This window comes from Nitratireductor indicus C115 (genome assembly GCF_000300515.1).
GTDB lineage: Bacteria > Pseudomonadota > Alphaproteobacteria > Rhizobiales > Rhizobiaceae > Nitratireductor > Nitratireductor indicus.
Genome location: NZ_AMSI01000005.1, coordinates 21,053 through 41,611, shown reverse-complemented (window position 1 = coordinate 41,611; position 20,559 = coordinate 21,053). Strand labels below are relative to the sequence as shown.

General features: G+C 63.2%; 16 protein-coding genes. All 16 read left to right on the top strand.

The window, feature by feature from the left end; genetic code table 11:
* Positions 1–151 precede the first annotated feature (151 nt).
* Entirely contained in the window at positions 152–1,516 is a 1,365-nt protein-coding gene (gene mgtE / locus NA8A_RS08385; RefSeq protein ID WP_051017980.1) for a magnesium transporter, read from the top strand.
* Between the two features lie 29 nt (positions 1,517–1,545).
* Positions 1,546–2,979 (top strand): NAD(P)-dependent oxidoreductase, encoded by a 1,434-nt coding sequence (locus NA8A_RS08380; protein WP_009449995.1) that lies wholly within the window; start codon positions 1,546–1,548, stop codon positions 2,977–2,979.
* A 69-nt stretch (positions 2,980–3,048) separates the two neighbouring features.
* Positions 3,049–3,900 carry a helix-turn-helix transcriptional regulator gene (locus NA8A_RS08375; protein WP_009449994.1) on the top strand — a complete coding sequence of 284 codons (852 nt, stop codon included), beginning with the start codon at positions 3,049–3,051 and terminating at the stop codon, positions 3,898–3,900.
* 100 nt (positions 3,901–4,000) lie between these two features.
* A complete protein-coding gene (locus NA8A_RS08370) occupies positions 4,001–6,964 on the top strand; it encodes a xanthine dehydrogenase family protein molybdopterin-binding subunit (RefSeq protein WP_009449993.1) in 2,964 nt (987 codons plus the stop codon).
* On the top strand, positions 6,961–7,788 hold the full coding sequence (locus tag NA8A_RS08365) for an FAD binding domain-containing protein (RefSeq protein ID WP_009449992.1): 828 nt from the start codon (positions 6,961–6,963) through the stop codon (positions 7,786–7,788). Before NA8A_RS08370 ends, NA8A_RS08365 begins: the two co-directional genes overlap by 4 nt.
* A complete protein-coding gene (locus NA8A_RS08360; protein ID WP_009449991.1) occupies positions 7,776–8,288 on the top strand; it encodes a (2Fe-2S)-binding protein in 513 nt (170 codons plus the stop codon). The genes NA8A_RS08365 and NA8A_RS08360 overlap by 13 nt, the downstream gene beginning before the upstream one ends.
* Positions 8,281–9,810, top strand: a complete 1,530-nt coding sequence (locus NA8A_RS08355) for an AMP-binding protein (RefSeq protein ID WP_009449990.1) — start codon at positions 8,281–8,283, stop codon at positions 9,808–9,810. The genes NA8A_RS08360 and NA8A_RS08355 overlap by 8 nt, the downstream gene beginning before the upstream one ends.
* A 23-nt stretch (positions 9,811–9,833) precedes the next feature.
* A complete protein-coding gene (locus NA8A_RS08350) occupies positions 9,834–10,640 on the top strand; it encodes an enoyl-CoA hydratase/isomerase family protein (RefSeq protein WP_009449989.1) in 807 nt (268 codons plus the stop codon).
* 98 nt (positions 10,641–10,738) lie between these two features.
* Positions 10,739–11,995 (top strand): benzoate/H(+) symporter BenE family transporter, encoded by a 1,257-nt coding sequence (locus tag NA8A_RS08345; protein WP_009449988.1) that lies wholly within the window; start codon positions 10,739–10,741, stop codon positions 11,993–11,995.
* 400 nt (positions 11,996–12,395) lie between these two features.
* A complete protein-coding gene (locus NA8A_RS08340) occupies positions 12,396–13,382 on the top strand; it encodes a substrate-binding domain-containing protein (protein ID WP_040672229.1) in 987 nt (328 codons plus the stop codon).
* A 107-nt stretch (positions 13,383–13,489) separates the two neighbouring features.
* Positions 13,490–14,512: a galactitol-1-phosphate 5-dehydrogenase gene (locus NA8A_RS08335; RefSeq protein WP_009449986.1), complete on the top strand. Its 1,023-nt coding sequence runs from the start codon at positions 13,490–13,492 to the stop codon at positions 14,510–14,512.
* A gap of 66 nt (positions 14,513–14,578) precedes the next feature.
* The gene (locus NA8A_RS08330) at positions 14,579–16,099 is read left to right on the top strand and encodes an FGGY-family carbohydrate kinase (RefSeq protein ID WP_009449985.1); all 1,521 of its coding nucleotides are present in this window, start codon (positions 14,579–14,581) and stop codon (positions 16,097–16,099) included.
* 2 nt (positions 16,100–16,101) lie between these two features.
* On the top strand, positions 16,102–17,088 hold the full coding sequence (locus tag NA8A_RS08325; RefSeq protein ID WP_009449984.1) for a sugar-binding transcriptional regulator: 987 nt from the start codon (positions 16,102–16,104) through the stop codon (positions 17,086–17,088).
* A complete protein-coding gene (locus NA8A_RS08320) occupies positions 17,088–18,578 on the top strand; it encodes a sugar ABC transporter ATP-binding protein (RefSeq protein ID WP_009449983.1) in 1,491 nt (496 codons plus the stop codon). The genes NA8A_RS08325 and NA8A_RS08320 overlap by 1 nt, the downstream gene beginning before the upstream one ends.
* Entirely contained in the window at positions 18,571–19,572 is a 1,002-nt protein-coding gene (locus NA8A_RS08315) for an ABC transporter permease (protein ID WP_009449982.1), read from the top strand. The genes NA8A_RS08320 and NA8A_RS08315 overlap by 8 nt, the downstream gene beginning before the upstream one ends.
* A gap of 27 nt (positions 19,573–19,599) precedes the next feature.
* Positions 19,600–20,553, top strand: a complete 954-nt coding sequence (gene deoC, locus NA8A_RS08310) for a deoxyribose-phosphate aldolase (protein ID WP_009449981.1) — start codon at positions 19,600–19,602, stop codon at positions 20,551–20,553.
* Positions 20,554–20,559: the final 6 nt, after the last annotated feature.

Genomic DNA, 20,559 nt, shown 5'->3' with positions numbered 1-20,559 from the left:
CCGACCGGTTGCAGTGCCGCGTGCGGCTCTATATTGCCGGGGAGGGCTGAAAGCCGATCCGAAACCCGTTTTCCGTTCCAGGGAGTTGCCATTGAGCGAGCCGGAAGGACTGGACACCGACGCCGGAACCGATGCGGGCATTCCGCCCGACATGGGGATTTATGATGAGGATGGCGTCGTTTCCGCGCCGTTCCTTGCCCATATCGGCGCGGCCATAGCCGACCGGGACACGCTGACGCTCAAGAAGGATGTCGGCTCCCTTCACCAGTCCGAGATAGGCGATCTTCTGGAAGCCCTGCTTCCCGAGCAGCGTCTGGCACTCGTCGTCCTGATGGGCGACGATTTCGACTATACGGCCCTGACGGAAGTGGACGAGGCGATCCGCCTCGAAATTCTCGAAAACCTGCCCAATCGGCAGGTGGCGCGCGCCGTTGAGCAGCTCGATTCGGATGACGCGGTCTACATCCTGGAAGACCTCGATCAGGCGGACCAGGATGAAATTCTAGCCGAACTTCCCTTCACGGAACGCGTCCGCCTGCGTCGCTCTCTCGGCTACCCGGAAGAGACGGCCGGTCGGCGCATGCAGACGGAATTCGTCGCTGTGCCGCCGTTCTGGACCGTGGGTCAGACCATCGACTACATGCGCGAAGAGCAGAACCTGCCGGAAAGCTTCTCGCAGATTTTCGTCATCGATCCGACCTTCCGGCTGGTTGGTGCGGTCGACCTCGACCGTATCCTGCGCACCAACCGCACGACGAAGATCGAAGACATCATGCGCGAGACGCGCCATGCCATTCCCGCCACGATGGACCAGGAAGAGGCGGCGCAGATTTTCGAAAAATACGATCTTCTGTCGGCTGCCGTTGTGGATGAGAACGACCGGCTCGTGGGCGTTCTGACCATCGATGACGTCGTCGACGTGATCCAGCAGGAAGCGGAGGAGGATCTTCTGCGCCTTGGCGGTGTGGGCGATGAGGAACTGTCCGACCGTGTCATGGCCGCCGCGCGCTCGCGCGTGCCGTGGCTGATGGTCAATCTTCTGACCGCTTTTCTGGCGGCCTCGGTGATCGGGCTTTTCGACGGAACGATCGAGAAGATCGTAGCGCTCGCCGTTCTCATGCCGATTGTCGCCGGCATGGGGGGCAATGCCGGGTCGCAGACCATGACGGTGACGGTGCGCGCGCTCGCGACACGCGATATCGACATCTACAATGCCGGCCGCATCATCCGTCGTGAAATGGGCGTAGGGCTTCTCAACGGTCTCATCTTCGCGGTCCTGATTGGCACCGTGGCGGCGCTCTGGTTCCAGGACCCGAATCTTGGCGGCATCATTGCCGCAGCCATGGTCATCAACATGTTCGTGGCGGCACTTGCGGGCATCCTCATACCGCTTTTGCTTGACCGGGTGGGCGCCGATCCAGCTGTCGCCTCCGCTGTCTTCGTAACGGCAATGACCGATGTGGTTGGCTTCTTCGCGTTTCTGGGGCTTGCCACCTGGTGGTTCGGTCTTCTCTGAAATGCATGCGCCAAGGGAAAAGACGTGAAATGACGGTTTCGGCCATTCTCCCGCATGCAGGCATGGCGCGGGTCCTGATCTGCGATCTGATCGGGCTTGCTTTCGATGCCAATGGCAAGATCGATCATGGCGAGGTGAAGGCACATGTGGAGGCACGGGGCGGTGTTTTCCATGAAGGCCCGCTCGGCACGGCGGGGCCGCTTGAAGAGGGCCGGGTACATTTTTTCTACCTGCCGGATTTGTCGACCCGCGAGGAATTGATCGCGGAAGCTGGCGACGGGCGCTACGACGCAGTGATCGCTGCTGCAACCTTTCTGCCGGCGGAGACCTGTTTTCCCCTGGGGGGCGTGCGCATTGGCGCGGGCACCGGCAATATGGGTTCGCGGTCCTGGGGTGGAGGAAACGGTGAGGGCGGAACGGCCCCGCTCATGAACACGCCCGGCATCAACAGCCGCGCCACGGCACAGATGGCAATGAAGGCGGTGCTGCGCGTTCTGCCGGACTTGCCGGTCGCCGATCTCAATCGACAGGTGCAGTCGGGCGATTTCGACACTGGACGCCAGTTGCGCGACGTGCCGACAGCCAAGCTGGAAGGCAAGCGCTTCGGCATCGTCGGCTACGGCAATATCGGCCGCGAACTGGCAAAGCTCGCGCGTGCCTTTGGCATGGAAGTGGTGGTGCACGCCCGCGCCCATCACCGCGAATGGATCGAGGCTGAGGGGTTCGTCTATGCCGAAACCCCGCTTGAAGCCGCGCGGGGCGCTCACGTCTTCTCCGTGCATGTGGGGCTCGGCAATCTCGATGCGCAAACGGGCCGCTACGCCAATGCGGGGCTTGTCGATGCAAAAGTGCTTGCTGCACTCGCCGAAGGCGCTGTCCTCATCAATTACGACCGTGGCGAGCTGGTGGATGTGGAGGCGCTTGCCGAGGCGATGGCGGTAGGCAGGATCACCCATGCGGCCATCGATGCCGATCTCTTCAAGGATGCCGCCACCGGCGCGCTTTCGGGCCCGATGCTGCCCTATCTCTCGCTGGTCGAGCGGTTCGGCGGGAGGCTTGAACTTCTGCCGCATGCCGCTGCCGACACGGATCATCCCTCGCGGGTGGCGGGCGCCAGGCAGGCAGTGGACCAGATTCTCATGGCCATAAGAGACCGCCGCGTCGTCAACCTGAAGGGCAGTCTCCCGGATGGATATGAGGACGGGGGGACAGACGTTCCGGCAGGTATCGGCGGCACGTCCGCCGCACAGCTTGCACGCATCGCTGGCGATGGGACGAATGCGGAAAAGCTTGCTGAACAGGCGGAGGTCTTGTCTGCCTTCTGGAGAGCCATTGTGGCTTGTCCTAGCGCGGAAGAGCGCGAGCGCCTGATCGGAAAGCAGGGGCTGGACATGATGCTTGCGGCAAACAAGCTTGCAACATTGTTGCAAGATCGAGGCTTGTCTGGGCCGTTCAAGACATGAAACGCGCCTGAATTTGCCGTTTGACGGCTTTCAATTGCATTTTCTGCGAATGACCGGCTAATTATAGCCATGTCTGATGCTCTGCGCATTGCCAGAGGCCGCTTTGGGCGTGTCGCGCTTCTGGATATGGATCGCCCTCTGGTGCGCCACGCGCACCCGCATTGCCATGTCCTTTTGAAAGTCGAGGGCGCAGACACCCAGTTTCAGGTCAAGGACGGGATTGCCCGCCTTACCGATGAGAGCGCGGTTCTGATCAATGCGTGGGAACCGCATGCCTATGAGCACGATCTGGAACGGCCCAAAACGGTCATCCTCGCGCTTTATATCGAGCCGCACTGGCTTGCGCATTTCCGCCCCAACTGGGCTGCCAGCAATGCGCCCGATTTCTTCGACCGTAGCGTCGGGGCGATCACACCGGAGATCAGGCGGCTGACGGAACTGCTCGCCTCCACGATGATTTATGCCCCGCAGGATGCCCATGTGCACGAAGAGCTTCTCGGCCGGCTGATGATTGCCGTCATCGAGCGTTTCACCGCCTGGCGCGGCCTGCCCAACTCGATCCGCAGCCTCGCCGATGGCCGCATGATGGATTACCGCATCCAGAAGGCGGTGCGGCGCATTCAGGATGCGCCGGGCGAGGTGGATGACATGAACGCATTGGCGCGCGATGTCGGCCTGTCGCGGGCCCATTTCTTTCGTCTGTTCGAGAACAATACGGGCGTCAGCCCGCGTGTCTTTCTCAACGTGCAGAGGCTGGAATGCGCGGTCCAGCAGGTTGTGGAGAGCGAGGACACCTTCGCTGCCATCGGTGAGAAACTCGGCTTTTCCGTACCTGCGCACTTCTCCCGGTTCTTCCACGACCATGCCGGATCGTCCCCGAGCATTTTTCGCCGGGTCACCCGCCTGAACGAGCGAATTTGAGACTCCAGGGTAAGTTATAAGACTTAGCGGTATCGTCGCCGCGCTTCTCCTTGCGCATGAACGCCCATGAGGGCCGTCCATGTCGGACGGGGAGGAGTGAATGTCCGTCAATCAGGAAAGCACCGGCCTTGTCGGCCGTTCGATGCCGCGTGTGGAAGATGCCGCGCTCCTGACCGGTCGCGGCCGCTACATAGATGACCTGCCGACCCGCCGCGACACGGCGCATCTTGCCATTTTGCGTTCCCCGCATGCCCATGCCGAAATCCGTTCCATCAATGCTTCGAAGGCGCTGGCGCTCGATGGCGTCCACGCGGTCATTACCGGCGATGATGTCGCTTCACTGACCCGTAGCCTGACCGTTGGCGTGAAGGCCAATGTGGAATGCTGGCCCATGGCGCGCGAGCGGGTGCGTTATGTGGGTGAGCCGGTGGCGCTTGTCGTTGCTGAAACGCGCTATCTGGCCGAGGACGCGCTCGATCTGATCGAGGTCGACTATGGCGTCCTGCCGGTGGTGATGGACCCGAAAGCGGCCCTTCAGGATGAAGCGCCGCTTCTGCACCCTTCACTTGGCAGCAACTGCATTTCCGAACGAAGCTTCCGTTATGGCGATCCCGAAAAGGCCTTTTCCGAGGCAAGGCATCGGATCGCCGTCGAGATTTCCTATCCGCGCAATTCCTGCACGCCCATCGAAACCTATGGCGTGATCGCCGAATACGATCCGGGCGAGGATGCCTATGACGTGACGGCGAATTTCCAGGGGCCGTTCTCCATCCATGCGGTGGTGGCGCTGGCGCTCAAGGTGCCGGGCAACCGGATGCGGCTCAGGACACCGCCTGATTCGGGCGGCTCCTTCGGCGTCAAGCAGGGTGTGTTCGTCTATGCGATCCTTGCTGCGGTCGCCGCCCGTATCTCTGGCCGGCCGGTCAAATGGATCGAAGACCGGCTGGAACATCTTATGGCTTCCGTCTCGGCGACCAACCGCGTCACGCGGCTGGAGGCCGCCGTCGAGCCCGACGGCCGCGTGACGGCGCTCTCCTGGGATCAGATCGAGGATTGCGGCGCGCATCTGCGCGCGCCTGAGCCTGCCACGCTGTACCGCATGCACGGCAACATGACGGGCGCCTATGCGATATCCAACCTCGCCATCCGCAACCGTGTCGTTCTGACCAACAAGACACCGACGGGTCTCAACCGTGGTTTCGGCGGCCCGCAGATCTATTATCCGCTCGAGCGGCTGATGCATCGCATCGCCGACGAGTTGGGGCTCGACCGACTTGAGGTTATCCGCCGCAATCTCGTGCCCTCCGGTGCCTTTCCCTACCGCACGGCTTCCGGTGCGTTGCTCGATTCGGGCGATTACGTTGCGGCCTTTGAGGCGGCATTGAAGGACGGAGGCTTTGATGATCTCGTCGAACGGCGCAAACGCGCCCGTGAAGCGGGGAAGCTCTACGGCATCGGGCTTGCTGCCGCCGTCGAGCCCAGCGTTTCCAACATGGGCTATATCACCACGGTCCTGACGCCGCAGGAACGTGCCAAGGCCGGTCCGAAGAACGGCGCGCAGGCGGTTGCCACCATCGGTATCGATCCGCTTGGCGCGGTCACCGTCAAGGTCGCCTCCGTTCCACAGGGGCAGGGGCACCGCACGGTGCTGGCGCAGGTGGTGGCCGACCGCCTCGGCCTGCCTTTCGAGGCAGTACGCGTGAACACTGAACTCGATACCGGTCGGGATGCCTGGTCGATAGCGTCTGGCAATTATTCAAGCCGTTTCGCGGCAGCCGTCGCCGGCACGGCGCGGCTTGCCGCGGACCGTATCCGCGAGCGGCTGGCCGCAATCGCCGCAAGCCAGCTCAATGTCGAGGCGGCGCAGGTCGAATTCGCCGGCGGGCGCATCTTCGACCGCAACAACCCGGACAACTCGGTTTCCTTCAACCGTGTCGCAGCCTCCAGCCATTGGGCACCGGGAACGTTGCCCGATGGCATAGGCCACACGATCCGCGAAACCGTCTTCTGGACACCGGAACAGCTTGAGGCGCCCACACCGGTAGACGGCATCAATTCCTCGCTCTGCCACGGCTTCATCTTCGATTTCTGCGGCATTGAGATCGATCCGGCGACAGGGGCGGTGCGCATCGACAAATATGTGACCATGCATGATTGCGGGCGCATCCTGCATTCCGGCATGGTCGAGGGGCAGGTGCGCGGCGCGTTCGCGCAGGCCGTGGGTGCAGCCCTGTTCGAGGAATACGCCTATGGCGAAGACGGGTCTTTCCTGTCCGGCACGCTGGCGGATTACCTCATGCCGACGGTGATGGAGACGCCCGAACCGGTCATCCTGCACTATGAGAGCCCGTCTCCCTTCACACCGTTGGGCGCCAAGGGTGTGGGCGAGGGCAATTGCATGTCCACGCCGGTCTGCATTGCCAATGCAATTGCCGATGCGACCGGAGCATCCGATATCACCTTGCCGCTCTCCCCCGGCCGCATCGCCGATCTGATCTTTGGCGAGGAAAAGCCTTCTTCGAACCCGCAGGCCCGGAAGCCTGCAAAGGCCAGACCTGGCGAGCGCCAGCTGACCGGAGAGGGCAGTGCCACGGTTGCTGCTTCTCGCGAGGCGGTCTGGAAGATGCTGCTTGATCCGGCCACGCTGGAAGCCATCATCCCCGGCGCCCATGGCGTCGAAAAAGTCAGCGCCACGCATTTCCGCGCCGATGTGACGCTCGGCGTCGGGCCGGTCAAGGGGCGTTACCGCGCCGAAATCAAGCTGTCGGATATGGTTGAGCCCGAAGCGGTGACCCTGAGCGGTTCCACGCAGGGTGCGCTGGGCTTCGGCAGCGGCGTCGGGCGCATCACGCTGACCGACGCTGATGGCAAGACGGTTGTGGGATATCGCTATGAGGCGGGCATAGGCGGCAAGGTTGCCTCCGTCGGTGGACGGCTTCTCGATGGCGCGGCGCGCGTGGTCATCGGTCAATTCTTCCAGGCGCTGGCGCGTCATGCCGGCGGCGGATCAGGCGGCGGCGGAATTCTCGCCCGCCTGAAGGCACTGCTGGGAGGCCGCTCATGAAGCCGCCCGCATTCGATTTTCTGAGGCCCGACACGCAGGAAGAGGTGCTCGAGACACTGCACCGCGCAGGGTCCGACGCCCGCATCATCGCCGGAGGTCAATCCCTGGTGCCGATGCTGAACATGCGCCTGGCGCGTCCCGGGGTCCTGATCGACATCATGCCTCTCCATGCGCTGCGCGCGATCCGCGAGGAGCGGGGCGAGGTGATCGTCGGCGCCGGCGTTCGACAGGCGGAATTCGAAGCCTGGCCGCAGCTTGCCGAAAAACTCCCGCTCCTGTCGCAGGCGATCGGCTGGATTGGTCATGTGCAGACGCGGGCGCGCGGCACGGTATGCGGCTCCATTGCCCATGCGGACCCGAGCGCCGAACTGCCGCTTTCGCTGATCGCACTTGGCGGTTCGGTAAGGCTCGCGAGCCGGCGCAGGAGGCGCACCGTGCCTGCCGCCGAATTCTTCCTGGGCATGATGTCCACGGCCATCGCCGAAGGCGAGATGATCGAGGCGGTTGCCTTTCCGGTGGCGGGCCGTGGAACTGGCCACGCTTTCCGTGAGATCGGCAGGCGTCATGGCGACTTTGCCATCGTTGCCTGTGCCGCGGTCAGCGACGGTCAAACCACCCGCCTTGCGGTGGCCGGCGTGGACGATCACCCCCGCCGTTTCGATCTCCCGCAGGAGGATGGTGGGGCACTCGATGACGCGCTCAACGATATCGCCTGGTCGCTCAACGCCCGCGACGACCTGCATGCCAGTGCGCGCTACCGGCGCGAACTCGTGCGCCGGCTCGGCCGGGAAACCGTGATGGAGGCCCGTTCATGCCGCAGCTGACCGCTCGAAACCGACACCGCGTCGCCTTCCGCCTCAATGGCAGGCAGGTGGAAGCGCTTGCCGAGAACCGGATGCTTCTCAGCGATCTTCTGCGCCACGAGCTTGGCGCCACCGGCACCCATGTGGGCTGCGAACACGGTGTCTGCGGTGCCTGCACCATCCAGGTGGACGGTGCACCCGCGCGGGCCTGCCTCATTCTCGCTGCCCAGATCGACGGTGCGGATGTGCGCACGGTCGAGGCGCTGGCGCCGCAGCCTGGCCGGCTCTCCGTCCTGCAGGCAGCGTTCCGCGAAAAGCACGGCTTGCAATGCGGCTTCTGCACGCCCGGCATCCTGATGACGCTCGATGCGTTTTTGACCACGCGTCCCGATGCCAGCGAGGCGGAGATACGCGAGCACTTGTCGGGACATCTGTGCCGCTGCACCGGCTACGCGACCATCGTGGCGGCCGCGCTGGCGGCCGTGGAGGAATTGAGGAAGGAGCAAAAAGAAAATGCTTGATCTGGGAGCGAGTTTTCTGGCGAGCGTGAGCCGGGACCCGGCTGCGCTGGCCGTGGTCGATGGTGATACGCGCCTAACCTATGCTGAATGGTATCGCAAGATTTCAGCGCTCGTCGCCGGATTGGACCGGCTGGGCCTGAAGAAGGGCGATCACGTCCTCACCCTCATGATGAACCGCTGGGAGAACGCCTCCCTGCACTGGGCCTGCCAGTTCGCCGGCCTGATCGTCACGCCGCTCAACTGGCGCGCCAAGGGCGATGAAGTCGAATACGCGATCAACGATGCCGGTGCCAGGGCGATTTTCTATGAGGAGATGACGCGTGAGGCGGTCGGCGAAGCTCCCGCTGCAGCCGGGTTGCCCTCTGTTTCGGCGGAAGAGCTCGTCTCCATGATGCAGGGCGACGCGCCCGACGCAGCGCCGCGCGCCGATGCGGGCGACTGGTCGCTGATGCTCTACACCTCCGGCACCACCTCGCGGCCCAAGGGCGTGCCGCGCCGCCATCGCGCGGAGCGGGCAGGGGCTGTCGCCCATGTGGCGCAGAACCTTTATCGCCACGGAGAGCGCACGCTCGGCGTGATGCCGCTCTACCACACGATGGGCGTGCGCTCGTTGATCTCCTCTTCGCTGACGGGCGGCGCCTTCATCTGCCTGCCGCGCTTCAATGCGGCCCGCGCCATCGAGCTGATTGAAGCGGAGAAGATCACCAATCTCTATCTCGTGCCGACGCTTTACCATGACGTCATTCACGACCCGTCTTTTGCGCCTGAGCGCGTGAAGAGCGTTACCAAGCTCGGCTTTGCGGGCGCCTCCATGACCGATGGCCTTCTGAAACGTCTCGATGAAGCGTTCATGCCGGAGCTTTTCGTCAATCACTACGGTTCTTCGGAAATCTACACCTTCACCATCGAACAGAATGCGGTGGCAAAGCCGGGGTCGGCCGGCCGCGCCGGCATCAACCAGATAATCCGGGTCGTGAAACTTGGCGCGAAGGCTCCGGACGAGCACGCGGCAACCGATGAGGAAGGCGAGATCATAGCCTATCTGAAGGGCGACGAATCCTTCGAGGGCTACTGGAACCGCCCCGATGCCGATGCCAAGGCGTTGCGCCAGGGCTGGTATTTCACCGGCGACACCGGCTTCTACGATGCGGACGGCGATCTTTTCGTGACGGGCCGTGTCGACGACATGATCATCACCGGCGGCGAGAATGTCTCGCCGGTCGAGGTCGAGAGCTGTCTGTCATTGCATGAGCAGGTCGCGGAGGTTGCCGTGGTCGGCCTGCCCGATGAGCGCTGGGGCAAGATCGTCACCGCTTTCGTCAAGCGCAAGGGCAATGTCTCGGCTGAAGAACTGGACGCCCATTGCAGGACGTCGGGCCTCGCCAATTTCCGCCGCCCGCGCCGCATCGTCTTCGTTGACGAAATCCCCAAATCCCCGGTCGGCAAGATCCTGCGCCGCATGCTCGTCGCAGGCGAATACAGCACCGAGCGCCCGCTCGAAGCCGACCAGACCGCCCAATAGCAGACCGAAAGGATTCCATTCAGATGGCTGAGACAATGAAATTCGCCGATCCACGCCTGGCCGAGCTCGACGGTTTCACCGTAACGGTGGACGCTGTCCGCCAGCGCGCCGACATCACGCTCGACCGCGCTCCTTACAACGTCGTGTCGATGGACCAGCGCGATCAGCTGCGCCTCGTTTTCGAAGCGCTCGACGCCGATGAACGGGTGCGTGTGATCGTTGTGACGGGGGCGGGCGCGCATTTTTCCTCGGGCGGCAATATTCGCGGTTTCCTCGAGGCGACGCCCGAGCATGTGGCTCATCTTGCCTGGAACATCGCGGCACCAGCCCGCTGCTCCAAGCCGGTTATCGCTGCCAATCGCGGCTATTGCTTCGGCGTCGGCTTCGAACTGTCGCTTGCCTGCGATTTCCGCATCGCCAGCGAAACCACGCTTTACGCGCTGCCGGAACAGAAACTGGGTCAGATTCCGGGATCGGGTGGTTCCGCCCGTCTTCAGAAGATGGTTGGCGTGACCCGCACCAAACACATCGTCATGCGTTCCAAGCGCATTACCGGCCAGCAGGCCTATGACTGGGGCATCGCAACGGAAGTGGTTCCGGACGCTGAACTCGAAAGCACCGTCGACGCCCTGGTGGAGGAGCTGATCGCCTTCTCGCCGATCGCCCAGCGCACGGCGAAGAAGCTGCTCAACGACACTGACGACGCGAACCTGTCCATTGCCATCGATCTCGAGGGCCATTGCTACAGCCGTCTGCGCACGTCGGACGACTTCCGCGAAGGCGTGAACGCCTTTCACGAGAAACGCGCGCCGAAATTCATCGGCAGCTGACCGTAAGGAGCCGCGCCTGGCGGCCGGACGGTTTTATCGGGTCGGGAGCCGGCAATCGGGAAAATGCCGGCCTCCTGCCAGTCCAGGGAGGAAGTGACATGGAAAAGCGTCAGATCATCGAAGCGGGGCCGGGCATTGCCAGCGGCCTGCGCGATCTCTTCAAATATCTCAATCTCAAGACGGCAAGCGCCGGTCTCGTCGCGGCCATCTTCGGCTGCTCTGGGCCTGCACTGATCGTCATCGGCGCGGCCAACAAGGCCGGCCTCAGCAATGGCCAGACGGTTGCCTGGCTTTTCGCGATCTATTTTCTGGGCGGGCTCATCAGCCTGTTTCTGGCCCTGCGCTACAAGCAGCCGGTCACGGGCGCCTATTCCATTCCGGGCGCGGCACTTGTGGCGGGGTCCCTTGCCGCTTTCTCGTTCGACCAGGCCGTGGGCGCATTCATCATGGCGGGCATCATCGTCTTCCTTCTGGGCATCAGCGGCCTCATCGGCAAGGTGATGCGCTGGCTGCCCATGCCCATCGTGATGGCGATGATCGCAGGCGCCCTGATCCGCTTTGCAACCGGTGCGGTTTCCGCGCTTGGCACGGCGCCGATCATCGCCGGAGCCGCCATCGTCGCCTTCTTCGTGTCGATGCGCTTCGTGAAAACCGTCCCGCCCGTTCTGGCTGCTTTCGTCGTCGGCCTCATAGCGGCCTTTGCGACGGGATCGGTTGGCGGCGGCAGTGCCGAGATCGCCTTTGTGATGCCGGAATTCACCGCGCCGACATTCACGCTCGATGCCTTCCTGGCGATTTCCGTTCCATTGGCTCTTCTCGTCATCGGCGCTGAAAATGCGCAGGCGACCGGCGTGCTGATGGCCGAAGGCTATCGCCCTCCAATCAACATGATGACCATAATCTCGGGCATTGGCGGCATCGCCGCCGGCTTCCTGGGCGGTCACAATGCCAACATCGCAGGCCCGATGACGGCTATCTGCTCTTCGGAACAGGCAGGCGAGGACAAGGAAGGGCGTTACGCCGCAACCGTGGTGAACGGTATCCTCTTCGGGGCTTTCGGCCTGGTTGCCGGCGCGGCTGTGCCGGTGGTCATGTCGCTTCCCGGCGCCCTGATTGGAACGGTCGCCGGTCTCGCCATGATCGGTGTGCTGCTGGCCGCTTTCCAGAATGCGTTCGGGCGGTCGCTCGGCAATCAGACCGGTGCCTTCGTGGCGCTTGCAGTTGCGATGTCGAACATCTCGCTCATGGGCATCAGCGCACCATTCTGGGCGCTTGTCGCCGGTGTTGTCGTATCTTTTATCGTGGAGCGCGATGCGCTGATCTCGGCGCAGGCCGCACCCTCGAAGGCATCCTGACCCTTCCAACGGGCGGCTGACGAACGCGGAGCGCCGGAAACGGCGCTCCGTTTTCTTTTGCAAAGGGGATTTGCCCGAGCGGGGAAAGTGTGGCGACGGAACGTTTCCGCCGCCCGTGCGGTGCACAATCCAACAGATGTGAGTTTTATGCTCAACCTTTGCGGGATCAATGATGGTCGAACAACTCGTCTGATAGCGCTTGCCGCGCTTTGATCGGTGATTGAAGGCATAATTTCTCTAGTTAATTCAATCCATTAAACTGTGTTTGTGAAATCTCGAAACCCCTCAGTTGACAAGCAAACCGGGTTCATGGCGTCATCAATGCAGCAGAAGTGACTAAATATCACAAATGCTGATTGCCGGGAGGGCAATCGTCTTTTGCTTTGTTTGGGAGGAACGCATGAACACCCGTCGTACATTTCTGGCCAGCCTGACCGGCGCGGCCTCCGCCATTGCATTACTGGCAATCTCCGGCGTCTCGGCCCATGCCGAAGGCCTGAAGATCGGTTTCAGCCAGGTCACGCTGCAGTCGCCCTTCTATGTCCAGTTGAAGAACGGCGCAGAGGCTGCGGCCAAGGCTTCCGGCGACACGCTTGTCTTCCTCGACGCCAATGGCGACGTCAGCAAGCAGAACAATGACATTCAGGACCTGATCACTCAGGGCGTCGATGCGATCATCATCAACCCGGTCAATCCCGATGCGGTGGCGCCGTCTCTTGAGGCTGCCGAGGCTGCCGGTATTCCCGTCATCACCGTCGACCGGCCGACCAATGGTGGCAAGGTTGCTGCCCATGTGGGACGCGACAACAAGCAGATGGGCAAGCTGGTCGGCGAGGCGGTTGTCGCCAAGCTGAAGGCCGATGGCGTGAGCGGCGCCAAGATCATCGAAATCCAGGGCGATGCGGGCGGCGCCGTCATGATGGACCGTCGCGATGGTTTCCATGCGGCCATCGAAGGCTCGGGCCACACCATCGTCGAGGGGCCATACGCCGAATATATCCGCGCCAATGCGGTGACGGCTATGCAGGACCTGCTGCAGGCGAATGCCGACGTGAAGGTGGTTTATGCCCACAATGACGACATGGCGCTCGGCGCTCTGCAGGTACTCAAGGAAAGTGGTCGCAACGACGTGTTGATTGCCGGCGTCGACGGTCTTTCCGAGGCTCTGGAGACCATGAGCTCGGGTGGCGAATATGTCGCGACCGCGCTCAACGATCCGCAATATCTGGGCGACGTGACGATTCAGGTTGCGCGTGAAGCGGCTGCTGGCAAGGACGTGCCTTCCTTCGTCGATGCGGGCACTGCTCTGGTGACACCGGAAAATGTCGGCGAGTTCCCGCACTCGGCCCTCTTCGCCGAATACCGCCCACAGGTTCTGGGCAAGTAAAGCTCCCAAGCAAAGAGGGAGGGGCGCTTTCGCCCCTCTCTCCCGCGCATGCGGCCGCCGGCGCGGCGTCGCAGGCGATGACAGGCCTATTCAGGAGGAAGATTTTCATGCGCGCAGCCGTCCTTCATACCCCGGGTGACATTCGTCTCGAAGATGTGGCAAAGCCTGCTCCGGGACCCGGCGAGGTGCTTCTGCGCGTGGATGCGGTTGGGGTTTGCGGCTCGGACCTGCCGCGCATGCTCATCAAGGGCGCGCACAAGATGCCGATCATCTGCGGTCACGAGTTCTCGGGCCGCATCGAGGAATTCGGAGAGGGTGTGAGCGGTTATGCGCTTGGCGACCTCGTCACGGTTCCGCCCATGCTGCCCTGCGGAACCTGCGATCAATGCGCGACCGGAAATTTCTCCCGTTGCCGCAACTATGATTATTTCGGATCGCGCCGCGACGGTGCCTATGCCGAATGGGTCTGCGCGCCGGTCGAAAACCTCCTCAAGGTTCCCGAGGGGTGCGACCCGCGTGCGGCCGCCATGGTCGATCCAGCCTCCATCGCTCTGCATGCGATCTGGAAAGCGGGCGGTGTGCGCATGGGCGACCGCGGCGCAGTGATCGGCTGCGGCCCGATCGGACTCTTCGCCATTCAGTGGATGCTCCTGATGGGGGCAAGGGAAGTTGTTGCCATCGACGTTTCGGAGGAAAAACTCGATCTGGCGCGCCAGGCGGGCGCGACCCACACATTCCTTTCGAGCGCCGAACTGCCGAAGGACCTCCTGTCGGACGTGATCGTTGAGGCGGCGGGGCATCCAAGTTCCATCGAGGCGGCGGTGCGGCTGGCTGCGCCCGGCGGGCATGTGGTCTTCATCGGCATTCCGGTCGGCGAAGTGCCGATCTCCAACGCGGCCTTCCAGCATTTCCTGCGCCAGGAAGTCTCCCTGCATGGATCATGGAATTCCTTCGGCGCTCCCTATCCGGGACCGCAATGGACCGTAACCCTGGACAAGCTTGCCTCGGGCGCCCTGAAATGGGAATTCATGATCACGCATGAACTGGGGCTGGAGGAACTGCCGGGCGTGTTCGAGCGGCTGCGCACCGATCGCAGCTTCTTCTTCTCCAAGATCATGTTCCGCCCGTGACGGGCGGTTCCGGGCGAGGAGGCCGGGAACTGTCGCAGGCGGCGATGTGAGGGAGGGCAGATTGATATGGCTCGCATACTGAGCTTCGATTTCGGCACGGGCGGTGTCCGGGCGGGGGTGTACGACACCGACCGGCGGCAGATGCTTGGTCAGGAAGACGCTCCTTACGCCACCCGCTATCCCCATGCCGGCTGGGCGGAGCAATCGCCGCAGGAATGGCGCGCCGCCTTGCGTGCCGCCGGCCGCGCTGTCCTTGAAAAGACGGGCTCAACGACCGTGGATGCCGTCTGCACCGCCACGACTGCCTCGACGGTCGCACTCTGTCTGCGCGATGGAACGCCCATTGCGCCGGCACTTCTCTGGATGGATTGCCGGGCTGAGGCCGAGGCGCGGGAGACCGCTGCGCTCGACCATCCCGTCATGCGCTATTGCGGCGGCTCCGACGCGGTGGAATGGCTGGTGCCCAAATCCATGTGGCTGAAGCGCCATCAGCCGGAAGTCTGGGCAAGGGCCGAAATGGTCTGCGAAGCGCTCGATTACGTCAATTTCGACCTCACGGGAGAATGGGTGGGCTCGCGCATGAACGCGGCCTGCAAATGGAATTACGACAGCGCCGAACAGCGTTTCGTGCCGGAGATATATGAGGCCTTGGGCATTCCCGAGCTGAAGGAACGGCTGCCGCAGCGTATCGTGCCGGTCGGCGGCGTCATCGCTCCGATGCGCGAGGCCATGGCTGCAGAACTCGGCCTGAGCAATTGTCCCGTGGTCGCCCAGGGCGGTATCGATGCCCATATGGGCATCCTGGGAGCGGACACGGTCGAGCCGGGTGGCATGCTGTTCATCGGTGGAACCTCCATCGTCCAGCTGGTGCAACTGGCGGAAGAAGCCGATGTATCCGGTTTCTGGGGGCCATATCCCAACGCATTGACGGACGGACATTGGCTCGTCGAATGCGGTCAGGTTGCCGCGGGGTCCATGCTCAACTGGCTCACGGGCGAGATGTTCGGCCTCGACGGGAAGGGGCATGCCGCGCTGATCGATGACGTGGCCGCCACACCGGCGCGGGCCGAAGGGCTTCTGGGCCTCGACTACATGATGGGCAATCGTACACCCTATCGCGACGCAGCCCTGCGCGGCGCGCTGCTCGGCTTGACGCTTGGCCACACGCGAGCTGATGTCTACGCGGCGGCAATCGATTCCATCGCTCTCGGCTCGGCGAACATTCTTTCGGTCCTCTCGGGCAGGGGCATTCCGGTCGAGCGCGTGATGATGGCCGGCGGCATCGTTAAGAATCCGGCCTGGCTGCAGGCTACGGTGGATGCGCTCGGCATCTCCGTCGAAGTCGCGCGAGAGGACAATCTTTCCCTGGTTGGCGCGTCGGTTGCCGGCGCTACGGCAATCGGTGTGTTCTCCGACCTTCAGGCTGCGGCAAAGGCCTGTGTAGCGCCTGCCGGTCGATTGGAGCCGCGTCCCGAGAGGGCGGAATGGTATGCGCGCACCCTGCCGCTTTATCGCGAAGCGACGGAGGAACTGCGTCCCGTGCTGCATCAGCTCGCTTACCGTCAGATGGGCCGGGAGGGGAAGTGAGCATGGCTGAACGCAACGTCTACGCCGCCCGGCTGCCGATCAATGAGCAACGTGACCATCTGATGGTTCAGGTGGCGAAGCTCTATTACGACCTCGACCGCACGCAGTCCGACATCGCATCCGAACTGGGTTTGACCCGCTGGCAGGTGGGCAGGCTCCTGACCGAGGCGAAGGAAGGGGGTATCGTTCGCATTGAAATCACGCCGCGCGGCGGCAGGCGCACGTCGCTCGAGGTGGAGCTGCAGCGTCGCTTCTCCGTGCGTGAGGTGATCGTCGTCCCCACCGGAGATATCGAGGACCCGAGCCTCATCATCGACAGTGTCGCCCAGGCGGCCGCCAAGCATCTGGTCAGCCTGAGCCCAAAACCGGCTCTGATGGGCGTGAGCTGGGGCCGGACCATGGCGGCTGTGGCGCGTGCTCTTCCCAAAGACTGGTGTCCGGGGCTTCACGTGGTCCTCGTCAATGGATCGACCGCGCTCACCACAACGACCAGCCGCAATTCCGCCGTGGCCGAGGAATTCGCCCAGTCCGCTGGCGGTCGCGCCACGCTTCTGCCGGTGCCGGCGATCATGGGGTCGCGCTCCACGCGCGATGCGCTGGAGCAGGACCCGATCATCGAACGTGTCCTGACCCTGGCCGAGGAGGCGCCCGTCCTCTGCTTCGGCCTTGGCGGACTGACACACCAGTCGGTTCTCCTCGGCTCCGGCTATCTGGACGAGGACGACATCGCCCGGCTGCGCAAGCTCAATTCGGTGGGCGACATCATGGGCCGTTTCGTCGACCGGCAGGGCCGCATCGCCGACACGCATCTTGATGACCGCACTATCGGCCTGCGGCTCGAGGCGCTGTCGCGCAAGGAGCGCGTCATCGGTGTCGCGGCGGGGGAGGACAAGCACCTGATCGCCGCTGCCTGCCTCGGCGCAGGCTATGTCACCGATCTCGTGACCGACGAGGGTACGGCCCGCCGGATACTCGAGGAGGCGGCCTGATGGCGGATTTGCTGACGATCGAAAATCTCTCCAAGCGCTTTCCGCCCAATATAGTGGCGCTGGAACAGGCAACCGTCTCCGTGCGCAAGGGCGAGGTGCACTGCCTTCTAGGTGCCAATGGCGCCGGAAAGTCCACCTTCCTGAAGCTGATCGCCGGCGCTCTGTCGCCGTCGGGTGGCGAAATCTGCATCGAGGGACATAAGGTCAATTTCCGCGCGCCGGTCGAGGCTGCGGCGGCCGGAATCTCGATGATCTATCAGGAACTGGATCTTGTGCCGCAGCTCACCGTTGCCGAAAATCTGTTTCTGGGACATCCGCCATCCCGCTTCGGCTTCCTGGACAAGCGTGCACGCCGGACGAGGGCCGTAGAGGCGCTGGCCCGCGTGGGAGCGAATTTTTCGCCCGACGACCGGGTCGGAAGTCTGTCCATCGCCAACCAGCAGCTCACCGCGATTGCCCGCTCGCTGACGCGCGACGCCAAGGTCATCATCATGGATGAGCCTTCGGCTGCCCTCAATGAAACCGAGCTGGAAGCCGTCTTCCGCGTGATCCGCGAGCTGACCGCACAGGATGTGGCGATCCTTTATGTCAGCCATCGGCTTGGCGAATTGCGGGAGATCGGCGACCGCGTCACCGTCCTGCGCGGTGGGCGCACCATCGAGACCTTCGACGTCGATGGCACTCCCGACAGTGCGCTGGTCGAGGCGATCCTGGGTCGTGACAGGGCCTTCGTCGAGCGGCGCGAGCGTCCGCCGGTCACCGGCGAGGTGGTCTTGAGCGTCGAGCGGCTTAAAGGTCCGCAAGGACTCGACATTCGTGGTTTCGAGCTGCGCCGTGGCGAGATCGCAGGCCTCACCGGGCTGAATGGGTCGGGCCGCACCTCGTTCCTGCGCTCGCTGTTCGGCGCGCAGCAATGCGAGGCAGAGATGATCCTGCATGGAAGGAGCTATGCACCCGGGACGCCGCGGGATGCGATCCGCGCTGGCCTTGGCCTCGTGCCGGAAAGCCGCAAGACGGAGGGGCTGATTCTCGATGCGCCAATCTATCGCAACGCCACCTTGCCCACCATGCAGGGCCGGTTCTGGGCGCGTCACGGCGACCTGAAGGCGCGAACCGAACCGGTTCTAAAGCAGCTCTCGACCAAATATGGCGCGCCGGAGCAAAAGGTGATCCAGCTTTCAGGCGGCAACCAGCAGAAGGTCGTGCTCGCCAAATGGATCATCAAGGGTGCCGATCTGCTTCTGCTGGACGAGCCATCGCGGGGGCTGGACATTGGCGCCAAGGCCGATCTTTACCGCCTGGTTTCCGAACTAGCCGCCAATGGCGCCGCCGTCATCGTCGCTTCCTCGGAACTTGAGGAACTCTATGCGGCCTGTGATACGATCTGGGTCTTTCACGAGGGGCGCAACATTGCGCGTTTCGACCCGGCCACCACCGATCAGGACACGATCCTGAAGCATCAGATTCTTGGAGAACATCACCATGACTGAGACCGTGACGGGAGCAGCGCCCGCGCGGCGCCCCGGACGCCGCCTCATCGATCTGGCGATCGAATACAACTTCATCCTCATCTTCCTGGTCGTGGTGGCGATTGCGGCGACCCTGTCACCCAACTTCCTGACGGCCACCAACATCGCCAACCTTTTCCAGCAGGCAGCCGTGGTGGGCGTCGTCGCCATCGGTATGACCTTCGTCATCCTGACCGGCAATATCGATCTTTCGGTCGGTTCGGTGGTGGCATTGTGCGGCATGCTCGCAGCCGTGCTTCTTGCCGACGGAATGCCGATCATGCCGGCAATCGCGATCACCATATTGGCCGGCGCGATTGCGGGCGCCACGATTGGCCTTATCAGTGCGCTTGCCGAGGTGCCGAGCTTCATTGTCTCGCTGGCCGGTCTGGTCTCGTTTCGGGGCATCACCTATCTCATGACCGATGGCGTGCCGGTTTCAGGACTGCCGCAGGGCTTCGGCGCGATCTCCTCCACAATGGTGCCGGTTCTGCCCGGTCTCCAGATCAGCTCCATGGGCCTGATCTTCATCGTGTTGTGCATTGCCGCCGGCGCCCTTTTGCGCCTCACTGTGTTCGGCGAATCCGTTTACGCGACGGGCGGCAACGCGGAAGCATCGCGCCTTTCGGGTCTTCCGACCACGCGCATTCTGGTCATGGTCTTCACCGTATCGGGCATCATGAGCGCTCTGGCCGGCATTCTTCTGACCTCGCGCCTGCGCATTGGCCAGCCGACGGCGGCTCAGGGATTGGAGCTCGATGCCATCGCCGCTGTGGTTTTGGGGGGAACCTCGCTCTTCGGCGGCAGGGGCGGGGTTCTCGGCACGTTTTTCGCTGTGATGCTGTTGCAGGTCCTGCGCAACATCTTCAATCTGCTTGGCCTCGGCTCCTTCTACCAGATGACCGTGACAGGCCTTATCATCGTCGCCGCGATCCTGCTCAATCGCTTCATCGACATTCGTCGCGGTCGGGCCTGAACCAATCGCCAAATGCTGGATTTCGAAATGACAGATCATTTTCCCCGCCCGGAGGGCACGCCCCTCACGCTCGACTGGTTCGAGGGCCATGAGGTGAACCTCAGCGCGGCCGAGCGTCGCGCGGCCACGCTGCCCACCCGGCGAACGGTCAAGAAGGAATGGCAGGCCGCCTGGCTTCTGCGCGCCGTCTCCTGCATCGATTTGACCACGCTTGCCGGCGACGATACGGAAGGCCGCGTAAACAGGCTCTGCGCCAAGGCAAGAGCGCCGGTTCGGGCCGATCTTCTGGAGGCGCTGGGCGTCGAAGGGCTCACCGTCGGGGCGGTCTGCGTCTACCCGACCATGGTGCCCCACGCGGTCCGCGCGCTCGAAGGTTCCGGCATTCCCGTGGCTTCCGTCGCGACCGGCTTTCCGGCGGGCCTTTCGCCGCTGCCGCTCAGGCTTGCCGAAATTCGCTATGCGGTGGAAGCGGGCGCCCGTGAGATCGATATCGTCATCACCCGCGAACATGTCCTTAAGGGCGAGTGGGCGGCTCTTTACGATGAGCTGAAGGCCATGCGCGAAGCCTGCGGCGACGCTCACATGAAGGCCATTCTGGCAACCGGCGATCTGAAGACCCTGACCAATGTCTACAAGGCCTCCATGGTGGCCATGCAGGCCGGCGCGGATTTCATAAAGACCTCCACCGGCAAGGAGGATGTGAATGCCACATTGCCGGTTTCGCTGACCATGGTCAGGGCATTGCGTGATTATGGCGAGCGCACGGGCCAGATGGTCGGCTTCAAGCCTGCCGGCGGCCTGAAGACGGCGAAGGACGCCATGAACTGGCTGATCCTCATCAAGGAGGAGCTGGGAACGCGTTTCATGATGCCCGATCTCTTCCGCATCGGCGCTTCCTCGCTGCTCGGCGACATTGAACGCCAGCTCGAACACCATGTCACGGGCCGCTACTCGGCCGCCAATCGCCACGCGCTGGCCTGAGGATAG